Source organism: Acidaminococcus timonensis (genome assembly GCF_900106585.1).
Classification (GTDB): Bacteria; Bacillota; Negativicutes; order Acidaminococcales; family Acidaminococcaceae; genus Acidaminococcus; species Acidaminococcus timonensis.
In genome coordinates, this window is record NZ_FNWH01000005.1 from 148,559 (window position 1) to 164,182 (window position 15,624).

14 protein-coding genes are annotated in these 15,624 nt (G+C 54.7%); all 14 read right to left on the minus strand.

Going from position 1 to position 15,624, the window contains the following annotated elements; genetic code table 11:
• Positions 1-5: 5 nt before the first annotated feature.
• Positions 6-269: a DUF4321 domain-containing protein gene (locus tag BQ5462_RS02635; RefSeq protein ID WP_071141896.1), complete on the minus strand. Its 264-nt coding sequence runs from the start codon at positions 267-269 to the stop codon at positions 6-8.
• 3 nt (positions 270-272) lie between these two features.
• The gene (locus tag BQ5462_RS02640; protein ID WP_071141897.1) at positions 273-710 is read right to left on the minus strand and encodes a SoxR reducing system RseC family protein; all 438 of its coding nucleotides are present in this window, start codon (positions 708-710) and stop codon (positions 273-275) included.
• 12 nt (positions 711-722) lie between these two features.
• Positions 723-1,220: a hypothetical protein gene (locus tag BQ5462_RS02645; RefSeq protein ID WP_071141898.1), complete on the minus strand. Its 498-nt coding sequence runs from the start codon at positions 1,218-1,220 to the stop codon at positions 723-725.
• Between the two features lie 144 nt (positions 1,221-1,364).
• Positions 1,365-2,492 (minus strand): sodium ion-translocating glutaconyl-CoA decarboxylase subunit beta, encoded by a 1,128-nt coding sequence (gcdB, locus tag BQ5462_RS02650; RefSeq protein WP_071141899.1) that lies wholly within the window; start codon positions 2,490-2,492, stop codon positions 1,365-1,367.
• Positions 2,493-2,525: 33 nt separating this feature from the next.
• Positions 2,526-2,966 carry a sodium ion-translocating glutaconyl-CoA decarboxylase subunit gamma gene (gene gcdC, locus BQ5462_RS02655; protein ID WP_071141900.1) on the minus strand — a complete coding sequence of 147 codons (441 nt, stop codon included), beginning with the start codon at positions 2,964-2,966 and terminating at the stop codon, positions 2,526-2,528.
• Between the two features lie 73 nt (positions 2,967-3,039).
• The gene (gcdD, locus tag BQ5462_RS02660; RefSeq protein WP_071141901.1) at positions 3,040-3,366 is read right to left on the minus strand and encodes a sodium ion-translocating glutaconyl-CoA decarboxylase subunit delta; all 327 of its coding nucleotides are present in this window, start codon (positions 3,364-3,366) and stop codon (positions 3,040-3,042) included.
• Between the two features lie 56 nt (positions 3,367-3,422).
• On the minus strand, positions 3,423-4,922 hold the full coding sequence (gene mmdA / locus BQ5462_RS02665) for a methylmalonyl-CoA decarboxylase subunit alpha (RefSeq protein ID WP_071142125.1): 1,500 nt from the start codon (positions 4,920-4,922) through the stop codon (positions 3,423-3,425).
• A gap of 139 nt (positions 4,923-5,061) precedes the next feature.
• The gene (locus tag BQ5462_RS02670; protein ID WP_071141902.1) at positions 5,062-6,585 is read right to left on the minus strand and encodes a succinate CoA transferase; all 1,524 of its coding nucleotides are present in this window, start codon (positions 6,583-6,585) and stop codon (positions 5,062-5,064) included.
• 182 nt (positions 6,586-6,767) lie between these two features.
• Positions 6,768-8,063, minus strand: a complete 1,296-nt coding sequence (locus BQ5462_RS02675; protein ID WP_071141903.1) for a [Fe-Fe] hydrogenase large subunit C-terminal domain-containing protein — start codon at positions 8,061-8,063, stop codon at positions 6,768-6,770.
• Between the two features lie 29 nt (positions 8,064-8,092).
• Positions 8,093-8,509 carry an ATP-binding protein gene (locus BQ5462_RS02680; protein WP_071141904.1) on the minus strand — a complete coding sequence of 139 codons (417 nt, stop codon included), beginning with the start codon at positions 8,507-8,509 and terminating at the stop codon, positions 8,093-8,095.
• Between the two features lie 3 nt (positions 8,510-8,512).
• Positions 8,513-8,875, minus strand: coding sequence for a DRTGG domain-containing protein (locus tag BQ5462_RS02685; RefSeq protein WP_071141905.1), 363 nt, complete (start codon positions 8,873-8,875; stop codon positions 8,513-8,515).
• 18 nt (positions 8,876-8,893) lie between these two features.
• Entirely contained in the window at positions 8,894-11,926 is a 3,033-nt protein-coding gene (locus BQ5462_RS02690; RefSeq protein WP_071141906.1) for an ATP-binding protein, read from the minus strand.
• Between the two features lie 160 nt (positions 11,927-12,086).
• Entirely contained in the window at positions 12,087-13,328 is a 1,242-nt protein-coding gene (gene hutI / locus BQ5462_RS02695; protein WP_071141907.1) for an imidazolonepropionase, read from the minus strand.
• Between the two features lie 64 nt (positions 13,329-13,392).
• Positions 13,393-15,441: a urocanate hydratase gene (locus BQ5462_RS02700; protein WP_071141908.1), complete on the minus strand. Its 2,049-nt coding sequence runs from the start codon at positions 15,439-15,441 to the stop codon at positions 13,393-13,395.
• Between the last annotated feature and the right edge of the window lie 183 nt (positions 15,442-15,624).

Below are 15,624 nucleotides of genomic sequence, written 5' to 3' on the forward strand. Positions count from 1 at the left end.
CCTCCTTACAGTTTATGGAACAGGAAGCCAGCCAGGAGCATGCCCAGGATGGCCACCAGATTAGGAGAAAACACCAGTCCCAGGGTCAGTTTGAACACATACAGATCCAGCTCCGTGGGCGGAATCTGCAGCACCTGGTATTTCCGCACCAGGAAGTCCGTAGCCGAGCCGAAGGGCTGAGCCGCCTGGAGACTATCCCCGGCCAGTCCACCCATGATGGCTCCCGCTGCCAGGACCAGGAAAAGGGTCAGGTTGTTTTTCCCCAGCATGGATCAGACCTCCACTTTTTTCCCCTTGGCATCATAGATTTCTCCATCACTGAAATATCCGGTGATGGTCCACTGTTCCACTTTCGTCTTGACGCTCTTCTTGAAGTTCCGGGCATAGTACAGACCCAGGGCCAGCCATACGATCACGCTGCTCAGGATCACCAGCCAGCTGTCGGCGGCAAAGAAATGGGCGATGGCCTTGCCGAAGGCCAGCCCGGCCAGGGTGGTCAGCACAGGGATCCCATAAACGATCATCCTGGCCCGTTTTTCATCCAGGGACTGTTTCCCCACGATGACCCGGGTGCCCCGCTTGGCTTCACAGGCATTCCAGCAGTCCAGCATCTTGGGACGCTGTTCCCCCGGACGCTGTTCGATCTTGACTTTGGCACGCTGTTTATTGACAGCGATGACTTTCCCTACATACACACTGTTGTTGCTCATGGTTCTACTCCTTTATTCTGGAAAATCTAAAAACTGATTGGGATACCGCCGGGCCAAAAGATCGATCATCCGGTCACTGCATTTGAACAGAAGCCCGCACAACGTTCCCTGATCCTGATACACCAGCAGACGATCCGGCTGGGGATCGAGAGAGGAATACCGGCGGACATACTTTTTGATGGCGGTTTTGCGGAAAAAGCTCCGCTTGTAATGGTTGGTGAAGCTTTCCATCTGGTCCAGAGGGATGCACAGGGTGCGATGCAACCCCAGTCCCAGCATTTCGATGACCAGTTCCCGGTCCGTCAGTTCGTAGCTGTACCGGAACAGGCAGCGCCAGCCCCAGAGGATCACAAAAAGCACATTGTATCCCCAGCCCATCAGGCTGAACTGTCCCAGGGCAAAAGTATGGTAGGCCTCATAGATCCAAGACAGAGCAATGAGGCCCAGGGTGGTCCATTGCAACAGCTTCCGGCTGGTGCTCACCGTTGAATATTCTTTGTACTCTTCCAAATTCGACTCCTTTGTTCCATTTCCATCATGAAAAGCAATATCCCTTTTATTATAACAAAATTTCCCCCAATAGAAAGGCGTTTTTCCATAAAAAAAGAGCTGTTGCCGAAGCAACAGCTCTCTTAACCATTCAGTACAGGTTCATTATTTCGGGCCAACCATTGCCAGCATGGTACCAGCAGCAACAGCCGTACCGATAACGCCGGCCACGTTGGGGCCCATGGCGTGCATCAGCAGGAAGTTGCCCGGGTCAGCCTGCTGCCCCACAACCTGGGACACACGGGCAGCCATAGGCACAGCGGATACACCGGCAGAACCAATCAGCGGGTTGGTCTTGCCGCCATCCAGGTGACTCATCAGCTTGCCGAACAGCACACCGCCGGCCGTGCCACCGATGAAGGCAACCAGCCCCAGGCAGATGATTTCGATGGTCTGCAGGGTCAGGAAGCTTTCGGCCTTCATGGTCAGGCCGGTACCGGTAGCCAGCATGATGGTCACGCTGTTCATCAGGGCATTTTGTGCCGTGTCAGACAGACGATCCATACAGCCGGATTCGGTGAACAGGTTGCCCAGCATCAGCATCCCGATCAGAGAGCATACGGAGGGCAGCAGCAGGGAGATGAAAATGGTGGTCACAATCGGGAACACCACTTTTTCGAAGTGGGTTACCGTACGCAGCTGGGCCATTCTGATGCGCCGTTCTTTTTGAGAGGTGAACAGCTTCATCACAGGCGGCTGGATCAGAGGCACCAGAGACATGTAGGAGTAAGCAGCCACAGCGATGGCGCCCAGCAGATGGGGAGCCATCTTGGAAGCCAGATAGATGGAAGTCGGGCCGTCAGCACCACCGATGATGCCGATAGCGGAAGCTTCCTGTACGTTGAACCCCAGCAACATAGCGCCCAGCAGAGCGACGAACACGCCGACCTGAGCAGCAGCACCCAGCAGCAGGGTCTTCGGGTTGGCAAGCAGCGGTCCGAAGTCGGTCATGGCCCCTACGCCCATGAAAATCAGCGGAGGGAAGATTTCGTATTTGATCCCGCCCAGGATCAGCTGCATGACACCGGGATCGGTTTCGAAACCGGTACGGGGCACGTTGGCCAGAATGCACCCAAAGGCAATCGGGCTCAGCAGCAGGGGTTCGAACCCCTTGGCAATAGCCAGATACAGCAGGATGCAACCTACCAGCATCATGACGGCATTGCCCCAGGTAAAAGCCACGAAACCACTGTCAGTGATGACAGAAGTCAGGGCTACCACAAAAGCATCCATGTTCTAAAATCCTCCTTTAGATACGGAGACGTATTAGAGAATTACCATTACGTCGCCGGTGCTTACGGTATCGCCAGCGTTAACGCGGACTTCGGAAACCGTACCATCTTCAGGAGCCATGATTTCGTTCTGCATCTTCATAGCTTCCAGGATCAGCAGTACATCGCCAGCTTCAACTTTGTCGCCAGGTTTTACGTTAACGGACAGGATCTTGCCAGGCATAGGAGCAGCCACGGTCACAGCGCCGGCAGGGGCAGCAGCAGCCGGTTTGGCAGCAGGAGCAGGAGCAGCAGCAGGAGCAGCAGCGGGAGCGGCAGCAGGAGCAGCGGCAGGAGCAGGAGCGGCTACAGGAGCAGCAGCAGGAGCAGCGGCAGGAGCAGCAGGAGCTGCAGGAGCTGCGGTTACAGCGCCGCCGACTTCTTCAACTTCTACAGTGTAAACAGTACCGTTAACGTTAACATTGAATTTTCTCATGAGAATACCCTCCTTAAATTGTGTAAAACGCAAGCGTTTTGATTGGCAGATCGTCCCTCAACAATCTGTGTGGTTAGAAGAAATGATGAGGCAGAGCCATGGGCTCCATCTTCCTCTGGTGTTCGGCAATGGCTGCCGTCAGAGCAGCGGCCACCATGTCGTCCTCATCCTGGATCATTGCCAGGACAGCAGCCATGGCTGCCACCTTTTCCTCGTCCTGCCGTTTGCTGGCTGCAGCCGAAGCTGCCGGTTTAGCTACAACAGGCTTTTTTTTCCCTTTTGCCTTGTTCTTTGTGGGGTCGACCGCATGGATCAGGACCATCAGCAGACCCAGAACAATCAGCACGCCGAATACGATGGTCATGTTGATCAGCATAATCAGCCAAGGATTGTTGGTCATGAACGTTTCACCTCTCTTTCCTGTACCTGAATGGTTGAAAATGGTTTATATCAAAATCACAGAGGAATGTTACCGTGTTTTTTCGTTGGCCGGTCTTCCTGCTTTGATTTTAACATACGCAATGCTTTGATCAACGTGGGACGGGTGGTCTTGGGTTCGATGACCATTTCCACCATCCCGTGTTTCGCCGCATAATACGGAGTGGCGAAGTTGGTGATGTACTCCTGGGTTTTCTGTTCCACATCCGGGTCATGGCGGAAGATGATCTTGGCAGCCCCCTGGGGTCCCATGACAGCGATTTCCGCTGTGGGCCAGGCAATGACGTGGTCTGCCCCCAGATCCTGGGCGCACATGGCCAGATAGGCACCGCCGTAGGCTTTCCGGGTCACCAGGGTGATTTTGGGCACCGTGGCTTCGCAGTAGGCGTACAGCATTTTGGCACCGTGACGGATGATCCCGCCGTATTCCTGGTCCGTGCCCGGCAAAAATCCCGGGACATCCACGATGTTGATCAGGGGAATCTTGAAGGCATCACAGAAACGGATGAACCGGGCAGCCTTGTCGGACGCATTGATGTCCAGGCAGCCGGCCATGATCCGGGGCTGGTTGGCAATGATCCCTACCGTGGAGCCATCCATACGGGCCAGGCAGGTGATGATGTTCCGGGCGTACATCCGGTGGGGTTCAACATATTCCCCGTTATCCACGATGCTGCGGATGACTTTGTACATGTCATAGGGCATCTGGGAATCGTCGGGGACGATGGTATTCAGTTCTTCATCCATCCGGTAGGCGCTGTCACCCGTGTCATAGACCGGAGGATTTTCCCGGTTGTTGCTGGGCAGGAAGCTCAGCAGGTACCGGATCTGTTCCAGGCAGTCCGCATCGTTTTCAGCAGGAAAGTCTGCCACACCGCTGCGGGTACAATGGGTAAAGGTGCCGCCCAGGTCTTCCTGGCCCACTTCTTCGCCGGTCACGGTCTTGACCACTTCCGGCCCGGTGATGAACATCTTGGAATTCCGCTTTACCATGTAAATGAAATCGGTCAGCGCCGGGCTGTATACAGCACCGCCGGCGCAGGGTCCCATGATGGCAGAAATCTGGGGGATCACACCGGAAGCCAGGGTGTTCTGTTTGAACATCTTGCCAAAGCCGGCCAGGGCATCGGTGGCTTCCTGGATCCGGGCACCGCCGGAATCGGCCATGCCCACAATGGGTGCACCGGTTTTCAGTGCCATGGCCTGGACCTTGGCGATCTTGTTGGCATGCATTTCACCCAGAGAACCGCCTTCAACCGTGAAATCCTGTGCAAATACGAACACCGTGCGGCCGTTCACTGTACCATAGCCGGTGACGACCCCATCCCCGGCCAGATACTTCTTTTCCTGGCCGAAGTTGGAGCACCGATGTTCCACAAATTTATCCAGTTCTACAAAACTTCCCTCATCTAAGAACGAGTTTATACGTTCACGGGCTGTCATTTTACCCGCATCGTGTTGTTTCCCTACTCTTTTGGCACCGCCGCCCGCTTCGATCTTCTCGTAGCGTGCAAACATATCATCGATTTTTTCTCTTGTTGTCAAAAATATGCACCTCCTGGGACTTCATGGTTCCAACGAAATGAAAACACGGTAATTGTAACATAAATACGAGCCTGTTACCACCTGTTTTCCGAAAATTTCGTGGCACTGTGAATTATTTTTTCTCCATGGTGCCGGTTTCCAGCATTCTTTCGTGGAAAGAGAAGGCTTCTTTGAGGATATGCGGTGTCTGGCTGTTATGGCAGGCAACGCAGGCCCGTTCGAAGTAATCTTTCAGGATGGGCTGGTACCGCGGGCTGGCAATCTTGTCAATGATGATCGGAGCTCTTTCTTTGGGAGACAGGCCACGCAGGTCAGCAACGCCCCGTTCGGAAACGATCACATCCACATCGTGTTCGTTGTTGTCGATATGGGAGCAGAAGGGAACTACGGAACTGATCTTGCCGTCCTTCCGTTCGGATTCGGCAAAGAAGATGGACAGATAGCCGTTCCGGGCAAAGTCACCGCTGCCGCCGATGCCGTTCATCAGGTTGGTCCCGTTGATGTGGGAAGAGTTCACATTGCCGTACAGGTCCACTTCGATGGCGGTATTCATGCCGATGACACCCAGACGCCGTACCACTTCAGGGTTATTGGAGATTTCCTGAGGACGCAGGATCAGGTGGGATTTGTATTTGTCCAGGTTGCTGTAGAACCGTTTCTGGACTTCGGCGGACATAGTCAGGGAAGCACCGGAAGCCACCCGCAGCTTACCGGCATCGATCAGATCGAACATCCCGTCCTGGATGACTTCGGTATAGACCGTCAGGTCTTCGAAATCAGAATGGACCAGCCCGTTGATCACAGCATTGGCTACAGAGCCCACCCCGGACTGCAGAGGCAGCAGGTTCTTGGGCAGACGGCCCTGTTTCACTTCATTTTTCAGGAAGTCCACCAGGTTGGCACCCATGGCCCGGGCAATATCGCTGATGGGAGCCAGTTTGCTGGGGGTATCGGGGATGTCGCAGGGAACGATGGCCACCAGTTTTTCCAGGTCACAGGGAATGTAGGTGGTACCGATCCGGTCTTCCGGCCGCTCAATGGGGATGATCTTCCGGTTGGGAGGATCCAGCGGTACATAGCAGTCGTGCATACCTTCCAGGCCTACCGGCTGGGTGGTGTTCACTTCCACGATCACTTTTTTGGCACTCTGCACATAACCGCAGCTTCCGCCCAGGCTGGTGGTAGGGATGATGCCGATCTTGCCCTTGCCCAGATCCTTGATGGCACAGGCTTCGATGATGGCTACATCCACATCCCGATGATCCGGCAGGAAACCGAACCGGGCCATCTGGTTAAAGGTGCTGATATGAGTGTCCAGATACCGGATCTGACCATTGTTGATGGCGTTCCGGCAGTTTCTATCCGTCTGGTAAGGCATCCGGTTCCCTACGATACCGGCTTTGACCATTTCCGTATCTACTTCAGGTCCAGGAAGCACTGTCCATACATTCACTTTGAAAGGATGTTCCTTCCCTCTTGCGGCCAGTGCCAGAGGTACAGCCTTGGGATAGCCGGACGGGGTGAAGCCGCTCATGCCCAGGTTCATACCATCTTGAATGAATTCGGCTGCTTTTTCTGCCGGCATGATCTTGCTCAGCGCAGCCGCACAATGGACTCGATCCGTAATATCGATCATTTGCTTTTCCTCCTGTTGCCTGTTTGCCAGGCGTTTTTTTCTTCTGTCTGAATATTTAAATTTGGAATCTTCGTCATAAATAATAGCAATATTTTAGGAAACTTGCAAGGAAAAAGCCCTTTTTCGCAGCCATAAGTTGTCGAAATAGCAGCATTTTTCCTGTCTTTTCTCCCACCTTCTCCCTATTTTTCTCTTTTTTGCTGTTTTTTCTTCAGGAAGATACAGTCTTCCTTCTGCCCCAGCCCCCGGACCACATCTTCAGCAAAGGCCCTGCAGGTGGGAGCCCCACAGGCTCCGCAGTCCAGCTGGGGGAACTCCTGTTCCAAGGCTTTCAGCTGCTGCATCTTTTCCAGAGCCTCACCGAAATCTTCGGCCAGCGGCGGATGGGGGTGGGGTTCCAGGGGCTTGATATAGCGCCAGGATGCAGGAAAATCCTCCAGGATCCGGCAATTCTGCATGGCTTCCAGCCGGTGGGGATCCTCCCGGCTGCGCCGCCGCTCCACCCGTACCCGCAGGTTCTTTTCGGCCACAAACTTATTGATGGCTACGCAGGGACCACCCACGCAGCCGCCGGCACAGCTGTAGCAGCAGGCATACCGCACATCATTCAGTTTGGCCATGCTGATCTGCTCCAGCAGCTCATCCACTTCCTCCGGACCCTGGGCACACACGGCATTGGTCACACCGGTGGATTCCAGTTCTCCCTGCCAGCTGCCCCAGCTGAGACTGTAGGAGGACCCCAGGATGGCCTCCGGCACTTCGTACCGGGTCTCCTGCACATGCTTGATGGCCTTGGTGAGCGGCCCGTAGATGGAAGCAATGGTGAAGGAACCGGTGACAGCCGTATGGGCCACGTCCACGGACTGGTGGATATTGGTCCCCTTAGCCGGGCAGGGAGAGATGAACCAGATTCCCACCTGCTCCGGCGCCACCTTGAGCCGCCGGGTGGTTTCCCGCCGGGTATAAATGGCCGCCGCCTCGGCCGGGGCCAGGATGGGCAGTACCTGCTTCACCAGTTCCGGGTATTTGGTCTGGATCAGCCGCAATACAGCCGGGCAGGCCGAGGAAATCAGCGGGAACGGCCCCTTGTAATGGGCGATGTACCCTTCCATCTCCCGGCTCACATAATCGCCGGCCAGGGCCACGTCGAACACCGTATCAAATCCCAGCTCACGCAGGCCTTCCCAGATCACCGAAGCAGCGATGTTGCCGTCGAACTGGGCGTAGAAGGAAGGGGTGGCCAGAGCGATGTTCACTTTGTACTTTTTCAGTTCATCCAGGGAATCAGCCCATCCTTCCATGGCCCGCACCGGACAGCAGCGGATGCATTCCCCGCAGTCGATGCATCGATCCGACAGGATCTCTGCCTTGCCACCGCGCACACGGATGGCCTGGACCAGACACTCCTTCACACAGATCAGGCACCCGGTACAGCGCTCCCGATTCACCCGCACCGAATTCAGATAGGGTTCCACCACCCTGGATCACCTCCTTCCTGACAGGGTCTTCAATGGGTCAGATGGAAGGTCAGGGTGACTTTCGTCCCCTTCCCCACCTGGGTGTCGATCTTCATCTCATCCGATACCTTCTTCATGTTGGGCAACCCCATGCCTGCGCCAAAGCCCATGGCCCGGATTTTTTCCGAAGCGGTGGACCAGCCTTCCTGCATGGCTTTCTGTACATCGGGGATGCCGGGTCCATGATCTTCGATGATGACCTGGATGGCCTGGGGAGCCAGCTGCACCCGGATAGTACCCCCACCGCCGTGGATCAGGCAATTCATCTCACCTTCGTAGGTACCGATGGCAATCCGGCGGATCAGTTCCGGAGGCAGCCCCAGCTGTTTCAGGGTGCCCTTCAGGGAGGTGGACGCCGCCCCGGCCCGTTCGAAGTCATTGGGGATGACGGTATAGGTCTCCTCCATCCCTTACTTCCTGTCCTTGGCGGTGCAGCCCCGCAGGCCCAGTCCATACAGCCGGCCGCAGGCTTCGAACATGGTGCAGCGGGTATACAGCACAGGGATGTTCTTGTCCCGGGCTGCCAGCAGCACATCGTTTTCCGGATGTTTGTCACGGACGAAGATCAGAGCCGCTGCGTCGCTCACATCTGCCGTGCGCACCACCTGCACATTCAGAAGGCCCGTAAGCAGTACTGCATCATCTTTGGCATAGGCCAGCACATCACTCATCATATCGCTGCCACAGGCAGAGCTGACCGTCCGGTTCAGGAGTTCCTGCCCGGAAATAACCCGAGCTTCCAAAACTTCTGCCACTTTTTTCAACGTAACCATTTCTTCTTCCTCCCTCTTTTAAAACAATGCTTCCAATTGCTGCCGTTCCCAGGAATCCCGATAAGGGTCCAGTACCTGGAGGGCCCGAGTGGCATAGGAGGCCACCGTTCCTTCATAATGACCGGCAAGCCGGCCATCCGGATGTTTCTGTTTCAGCAGCGCAATGGCCATATATACATACCCAGCTTCCCGTGGGTTATTCATATTGCCCAGTTTGTGAAGGGCATCATCCAGGTAGCTGATGGCTTCTTTTTCCTGATTGTCCTGCATGGAGAGCAGTGCCAGATACGATTCCACAATGGGATGGCGCCAGTAGAACACATACCGGGGAAACAGTTCATAAGCCTGCAGGAAATACTTCCTGGCTTCCGGATAACGGCCCATATTGTAGCAGGCCACTCCTGCGTTACAGGAGAACACCACCCAGCTGCTGTAGGCTTCCTGTCCTCTGGCATATTCCAGGGCCTTTTTGTACTGGTCCAGCGCCTCCTGGAACTTTCCCTGGCCCCGGCGGATCTCCCCCAGATAATTATACGCCCCAGCGATGTTCAAGGCATACCGGTGCTGCACATTCTGGGTCACAGTAAAGGTGGAGATTGACTCTTTCAGCAGCCGCTCTGCCTCCGGGAAATTTCCCTGCATGATCATGTTCAGGCCCTTCAGTCGCAGCAGGATGCCCATTTCCTTATGGTAGTTGCATTCATCTGCCAGATTCAGGGCTACTTCCAGATAATTTTTCATTTCTTCCGTATTGCCGATCTGGATATCGTAGTAAATCATCTGTTTATAGCCCATGAGCATATAGTCCCGGTTATGGACTTCCGCTGCCTGTTCAATCAGGTTCAGGATATTCCGGACCCCTTTTTCATATTCGCCCACCCGGATGTAATGGCGGCCCATAAGATGGAGATAGGTCATCTCCAGGGCCTTCACATCCGGCGTTTCGCCGCAGGTCCGCTTGATGGTGTGCATCATTTCATCCACTTCGGCCAGGAACTGATCCAGATTGGTCTCGATGAACCGGCTTTCCCTGTCATCGGGCATCATTTCCGTACTGTTGAGCACCGGGAACAGTTCATTGCTGAAATTCAGATAATACATGAGGATCTTCAGCTTGTACCGCCCCATATTCACCAGATCGCCGGCCTCCTGGTAATGGTATTCCAGATGATGGTACAGCCGGATATCCTGGGAGGAATGGGTCAGCCGTTTCTCCCACAGGCTGGCGATGTAGCTGTGGAGGATCCGCTGCTTGTCCACCGAAATCTGCTGTTGGATGTAATCTTTCAGCTTCTGATGGACCAGCTTGTAGATGACCTCCGGCTGCTGGGGAACCGGACGGATGAAATTGGCTTTGCGCAGGCTCTCCATGTTCTCCAAGGTCTGCAGGTTGTTCATATGCATATATTCGGAGATCATGGCCAGCGGAGCTCCATCATAGAACAGAGAAATAAAATCCAGGATTTTCTGCTGGTTGTCCGTCAGGGCAAAACACCGGGCCTTAAAGATGTTCCGCATGTTTTCCGTCAGATTGTCCAGCCTGCCAGTGGTCTTCAGGGCCATGAGGCATTCCCGCAGCAGGAACAGATTCCCTTCCGACTCTTCCCAGAGCTGCTGGACCAGTTTGTCATCCACAGGGACAGAGAGTCCGGCCTGGGTGGCATAGCGACGGATGCCCTCCCTGTCCAGCGCCTTCAACTTCAAGATCTGCAGTTTGTGGTACATGGTCACGGAGGTCTCGAACTGCTGGTAGGGCTTTTCCCGGGACGGTTGGGCCGTCAGGAGGAACAGGAACCGGTCAGACCGTTTGTGGAGGATCAAGCTGCTGAGCAGGGAAAGGCTCAAAGAATCCATCCAGTGGATATCTTCGAAGACCAGCAGGATCCGTTTCATCTGGGCTGCATTTTCCAGGACCGTATACAACGTGTGGAACACCGCATCGAACTTCAGCAGATCCTTGATTTCGGCCAGGCCCGCTTCCCGATCGCCGCTCATATCCATCTGGGGAAACAGATCACTGAGCTTCCCCGGCTCCACATTGGGGATCTTGATCTTCTCCCGGCGCACCAGGTTGTCCAGTCCTTCCACGATCCCAGTCCAGGGCCGCAGAGGGATGTTCTGCTCCGGTTTGAAGCAGTTGCTCTGGATGACTGCCACATCCGGCGGCAGCTCCCGGACCAGGGCATCTTTCAGCCCGGTCTTGCCGCTTCCTGCATCCCCCTGGATCAGCAGGGTCTTACAGGGCCTGCCTGCCAGGAATTGCTCCAGCAGTCCGCTGAGCTGGGTCAGCTCCGTTTCCCGTCCCGGTACCGTCCCCGGGATTTTTCGCGGGACGGTGGTCTCCCTGTCTTTCTCATGGTGGAGATACTCCCGCATCATCTTCTCGATTTCCGGAGGGACACTGGTCTGGAGTTCTTCCTGGAACAGGGCCTTCATCTCTTCATACAATTCGGTGGCCTGTTTCATATTCCCCTGCTCGCAATACGTCTGGAGCAGCAGGGTATAGATGGATTCATCATAGGGATCGTGTTTCAGCAGCATCCGCCCATACCGGGTCACCTGGGGCAGGTTCCGCACCGCCACCGCATCCTTCAGTTTCTGGAACAGGGCCTCCATATACAGGCTTTCCAGCCGGTCCCGCTCTGTCAGGTACCAGTTTTCGTATTCCTCTGCATCCTTGATGAAAAAGCCCTGGAGAAAAGATCCCTGGTACAGCTCCAGGTGCCGCCCCGGAGCTGCCTCGAATTCTTTCACATCCACCTTCACCTGGATTTCAGGATTGACCTTGATGATGGCCTTCCGGGGTGAAATGAACACTTCCGTACCCAAGATTTTTTTGGTTTCATACAGGGCATTCCGCAGATTTTTCCGGGCCATGGCATCGGACTTATCCGCCCACAGGATCCCACTGAGCTCATCCCTCAGGACCGTCCCCTTGACCAGGATATAGTAAACCAGTGCATTGACTTTATTATAAGGAAAGAAAATCTCCCTTCCATCTTTCCGGATGACCGGAGCCCCCAGAAATCGTGCTTCAATCAAACTTGACATGGCCTACACCTCATAAAGAAAAGTAGCTGAAATCAGTTGATCAGCGAAATCCCCTCAAACATTATAAGAATTCAGTTTTATTATCATTATAATATAAAACCCCTGCAAAAAAAAGCGGGACGTGCGTTTCCGCACGCCCGCTCTCGGGGTCCAGTCCGGCTCAGCGTACCACCACTTTGCCGTTTTTGACCACAGTTTCCACAATATTGATGCCCGTGTGATAGGGCAGGAATTTATAGGATGGATACTGGAGGATGACCAGATCGGCCTGTTTGCCCGGTTCCAGAGAACCGATCCGATCGGCCCGGTCTACAGCCGCCGCCCCGTTCAGGGTCAGGGCCGTAATGGCTTCTTCGGCGGTCATCTTCATGTAGATCACAGCCAGTCCGATCATCAGGGGGATCGAGAAGGTGAACCCGCTGCCGGGGTTGAAATCCGTGGCCAGGGCCACTGCACACCCTGCATCGATCATTTCCCGGGCCCGGGCAAAGGGTTCCTTCAGGCAGAAGGCCGTGGTAGGCAATAAGGTGGACACCACACCGCTTTCGGCCATGGCTTTGATCCCTGCATCACTGGCATGGAGCAGATGGTCAGCACTGGTGGCATGGAGTTCGGCCGCCAGTTCAGCACCCCCCAGGCTGACGATCTCATCTGCATGGATTTTCAGTTTAAAGCCCATTTTCCGGGCTTCCTGAAGCAGATGCCGGCTCTGCTGGATGGAGAATACTCCTTTTTCGCAGAACACGTCGCAGAATTCCGCCAGATGGTCCCGGGCCACTTCCGGCATCACCTCTTTCAGCAGGAACTCTATGAAATCGTCGCCCCGGTCCTTGAATTCCGGCGGTACTGCATGGGCCCCCAGGAAGGTGGAGACCAGTTCGATAGGCTGGCGCCTGTTCAATTCCTGCACCACCTTCATCTGTTTGATTTCCGTATCATGGTCCTGGCCGTAGCCGCTCTTGGCCTCCACGGTGGTAACCCCCATGGCCAGCATCTTCTGCAAAAAGTCCATACTGTGGTCCACCAGCTCTTCCTCACTGGCTTCCCGGGTGGCCTTCATGGTATTCAGGATACCGCCGCCCCGTTCCATAATTTCCATGTAGCTCATGCCTTCCATACGCCACAGGAATTCATCCGGACGGTAGCCTCCAAATACCAGATGGGTATGGGAATCCACGAACCCGGGCAGTACGGCCTTGCCTCTGGCATCGATTTGTTTGTCCGCCGGTACCAGCTTTTCCCAGTCCGGCTGATTGCCGATGCTGCGGATCTTGCCGTTTTCGATCAGGATGGACTGGTTCTCGTAAATCTTCAGTTGTTTCATTTCCCGTCCCCGGCGGGCAGTCTTTCCTTCGGGAGTGACGATTTGGGATGCATTCTTGATGAGCAGGCGATCGTTCATAAGTTTCCTCCTTACAAAGATTGCCGCCCGAAAGGCGGCAATCTGATTGGTTATGCAGATGGTATCAGTCTTTGATGACATGGGCTTTGGGATATACCTTGGCCACTGCATCTTTGATTTTGGCTTCGTCCGTCAGGTACGGCAGGGTGATCTGCCCAACGCCCAGGCGGGTCTTGTTGAATTCCACAGCCGTTTCCATGGCGTGTTCGTTACGGGCCCAGGACCGGCGTGCCACACCGCTGATCACATCCCAGCTCAGGGAGCTGCGAATGATTTCATCCACCCGATGGCTGCCATCCAGTACCAGCCCGAAACCACCGTTGATGGCCTTGCCAATGCCTACACCGCCGCCATTGTGCAGGGCACACAGACTCATGCCTCTGGCTGCGTTCCCGGCAAAGCACTGTACGGCCATATCCGCCATGACATTGGAGCCGTCTTTGATGTTACTGGTTTCACGGAACGGAGAATCCGTACCGGATACATCGTGATGGTCACGGCCCATCATTACAGGCCCGATTTCGCCCTTGCGGACCAGTTCATTGAACTTCAGGGCAATCTTTACACGGCCCACTTCATCCTGGTACAGGATACGAGCCTGGGTACCCACCACCAGTTTGTTCTTTTCAGCATCCCGGATCCAGATGTAGTTGTCCCGATCCTGGTACCGGCGGTTCACGTCGATGCAGCTCATGGCTGCCATATCGGTCTTATGCAGGTCTTCCGGTTTGCCGGACAGGCATACCCACCGGAACGGGCCATAGCCGTAGTCGAACAGCTGGGGTCCCATGATATCTTCTACATAGGACGGCCAGATGAATCCGTCTTTGTCGTCCACGCCGTTCCTGGAGATTTCCTTCACACCGGAATCAAACACAGCCTTCATGAAGGAGTTGCCATAGTCGAAGAAGTATACGCCCCGGGCGGTGATCTTCTTCAAAGCTGCGAAGTGAGCATGGAGGGTCTTGTCCACCAGTTCACGGAAATGCTTGGGATCGTCAGCCAGCATCTGGGTCCGCTGTTCAAAAGTCAGGCCCTGCGGGCAGTACCCACCGTTATAGGCGTTGTGGCAGGAAGTCTGGTCGGAAACCAGGTCCACATGGATGTCGTGGTCCACAATGTATTCCAGCAGATCCACAATGTTTCCATGGTAGGCATAGGCCATGCCCTTCTTTTCGGCCATGGATTTATGCGCCAGGTCGAAGACTTCCGGCAGGGAGTCAGACACGCCGGAAATCCAGCCCTGATCCAGACGGGTCTTGATCCGGGAAGCATCCACTTCTGCAATGATGGCCGTGCAGTTGGCGATTTCAGCAGCCTTGCCCTGAGCACCGCTCATACCGCCCAGACCGGAGGTGATGAACAGTTTGCCGCCCAGATCCCCATCTTCCGGAATGCCCAGTTTCATCCGTCCGGCATTCAGGATGGTGTTGAAAGTCCCATGGACGATTCCCTGGGGTCCGATGTACATCCAGCCGCCTGCGGTCATCTGCCCATAGTTGGCGACGCCCATTTCTTCGGCGATTTCCCAGTCTTTCTGGTTGTCATATTCACCGATCATCAAGCCGTTGGTGATGATGACCCGGGGTGCCTCCGGTTTGGAATGGAACAGACCCAGGGGATGACCGGATTCCATGACCAGAGTCTGATCCGGTGTGATGTTTTCCAGGTATTTCTTGATCAGCAGGTATTGCATCCAGTCGTGGCATACACTGCCGGTTTCACCGTAGGTGACCAGTTCGTATGGATACAGGGCCACTTCGAAGTCCAGGTTGTTGTCGATCATCACCTGGAAGGCCTTACCTTCGGTGCATTTCCCTTTGTATTCGTCAATGGGTTTCCCGTAGATCCGGCCTTCCGGACGGAACCGATAGCCATAGATCCGGCCCCGGGTGGTCAGCTCTTCCAGGAATTCCGGGATCAGTTCTTCGTGGTATTCTTCAGGGATGTACCGCAGAGCGTTCTTCAGAGCGATTTCAGTCTGGGCAGGCGTCAGACGGAAGCCACGATCCGGAGCCCGGCGAATGCCTTCCTGAAACGGTTTCGGTTTCGGCAGTCCGTTGGGGAACTCCAGTTTGATGGTCATGGCTTTTCCGATATCTTCATTTTTCATGTTGAACCACTCCTTTTCAGCAAGTTTCTAGAGGAAACGTGTTTTCCTTTCTGATTACGCCTTTATTGTACGGAAACCTCATCGGAAAAACGTCCAAATGGATCTCTTTTCTCAGAAAAAATTCTGTCATTTTCCGTCCATTCTCTGGACGTTTTCAGCTGATTCCGTCAAAAGAGAATCAAA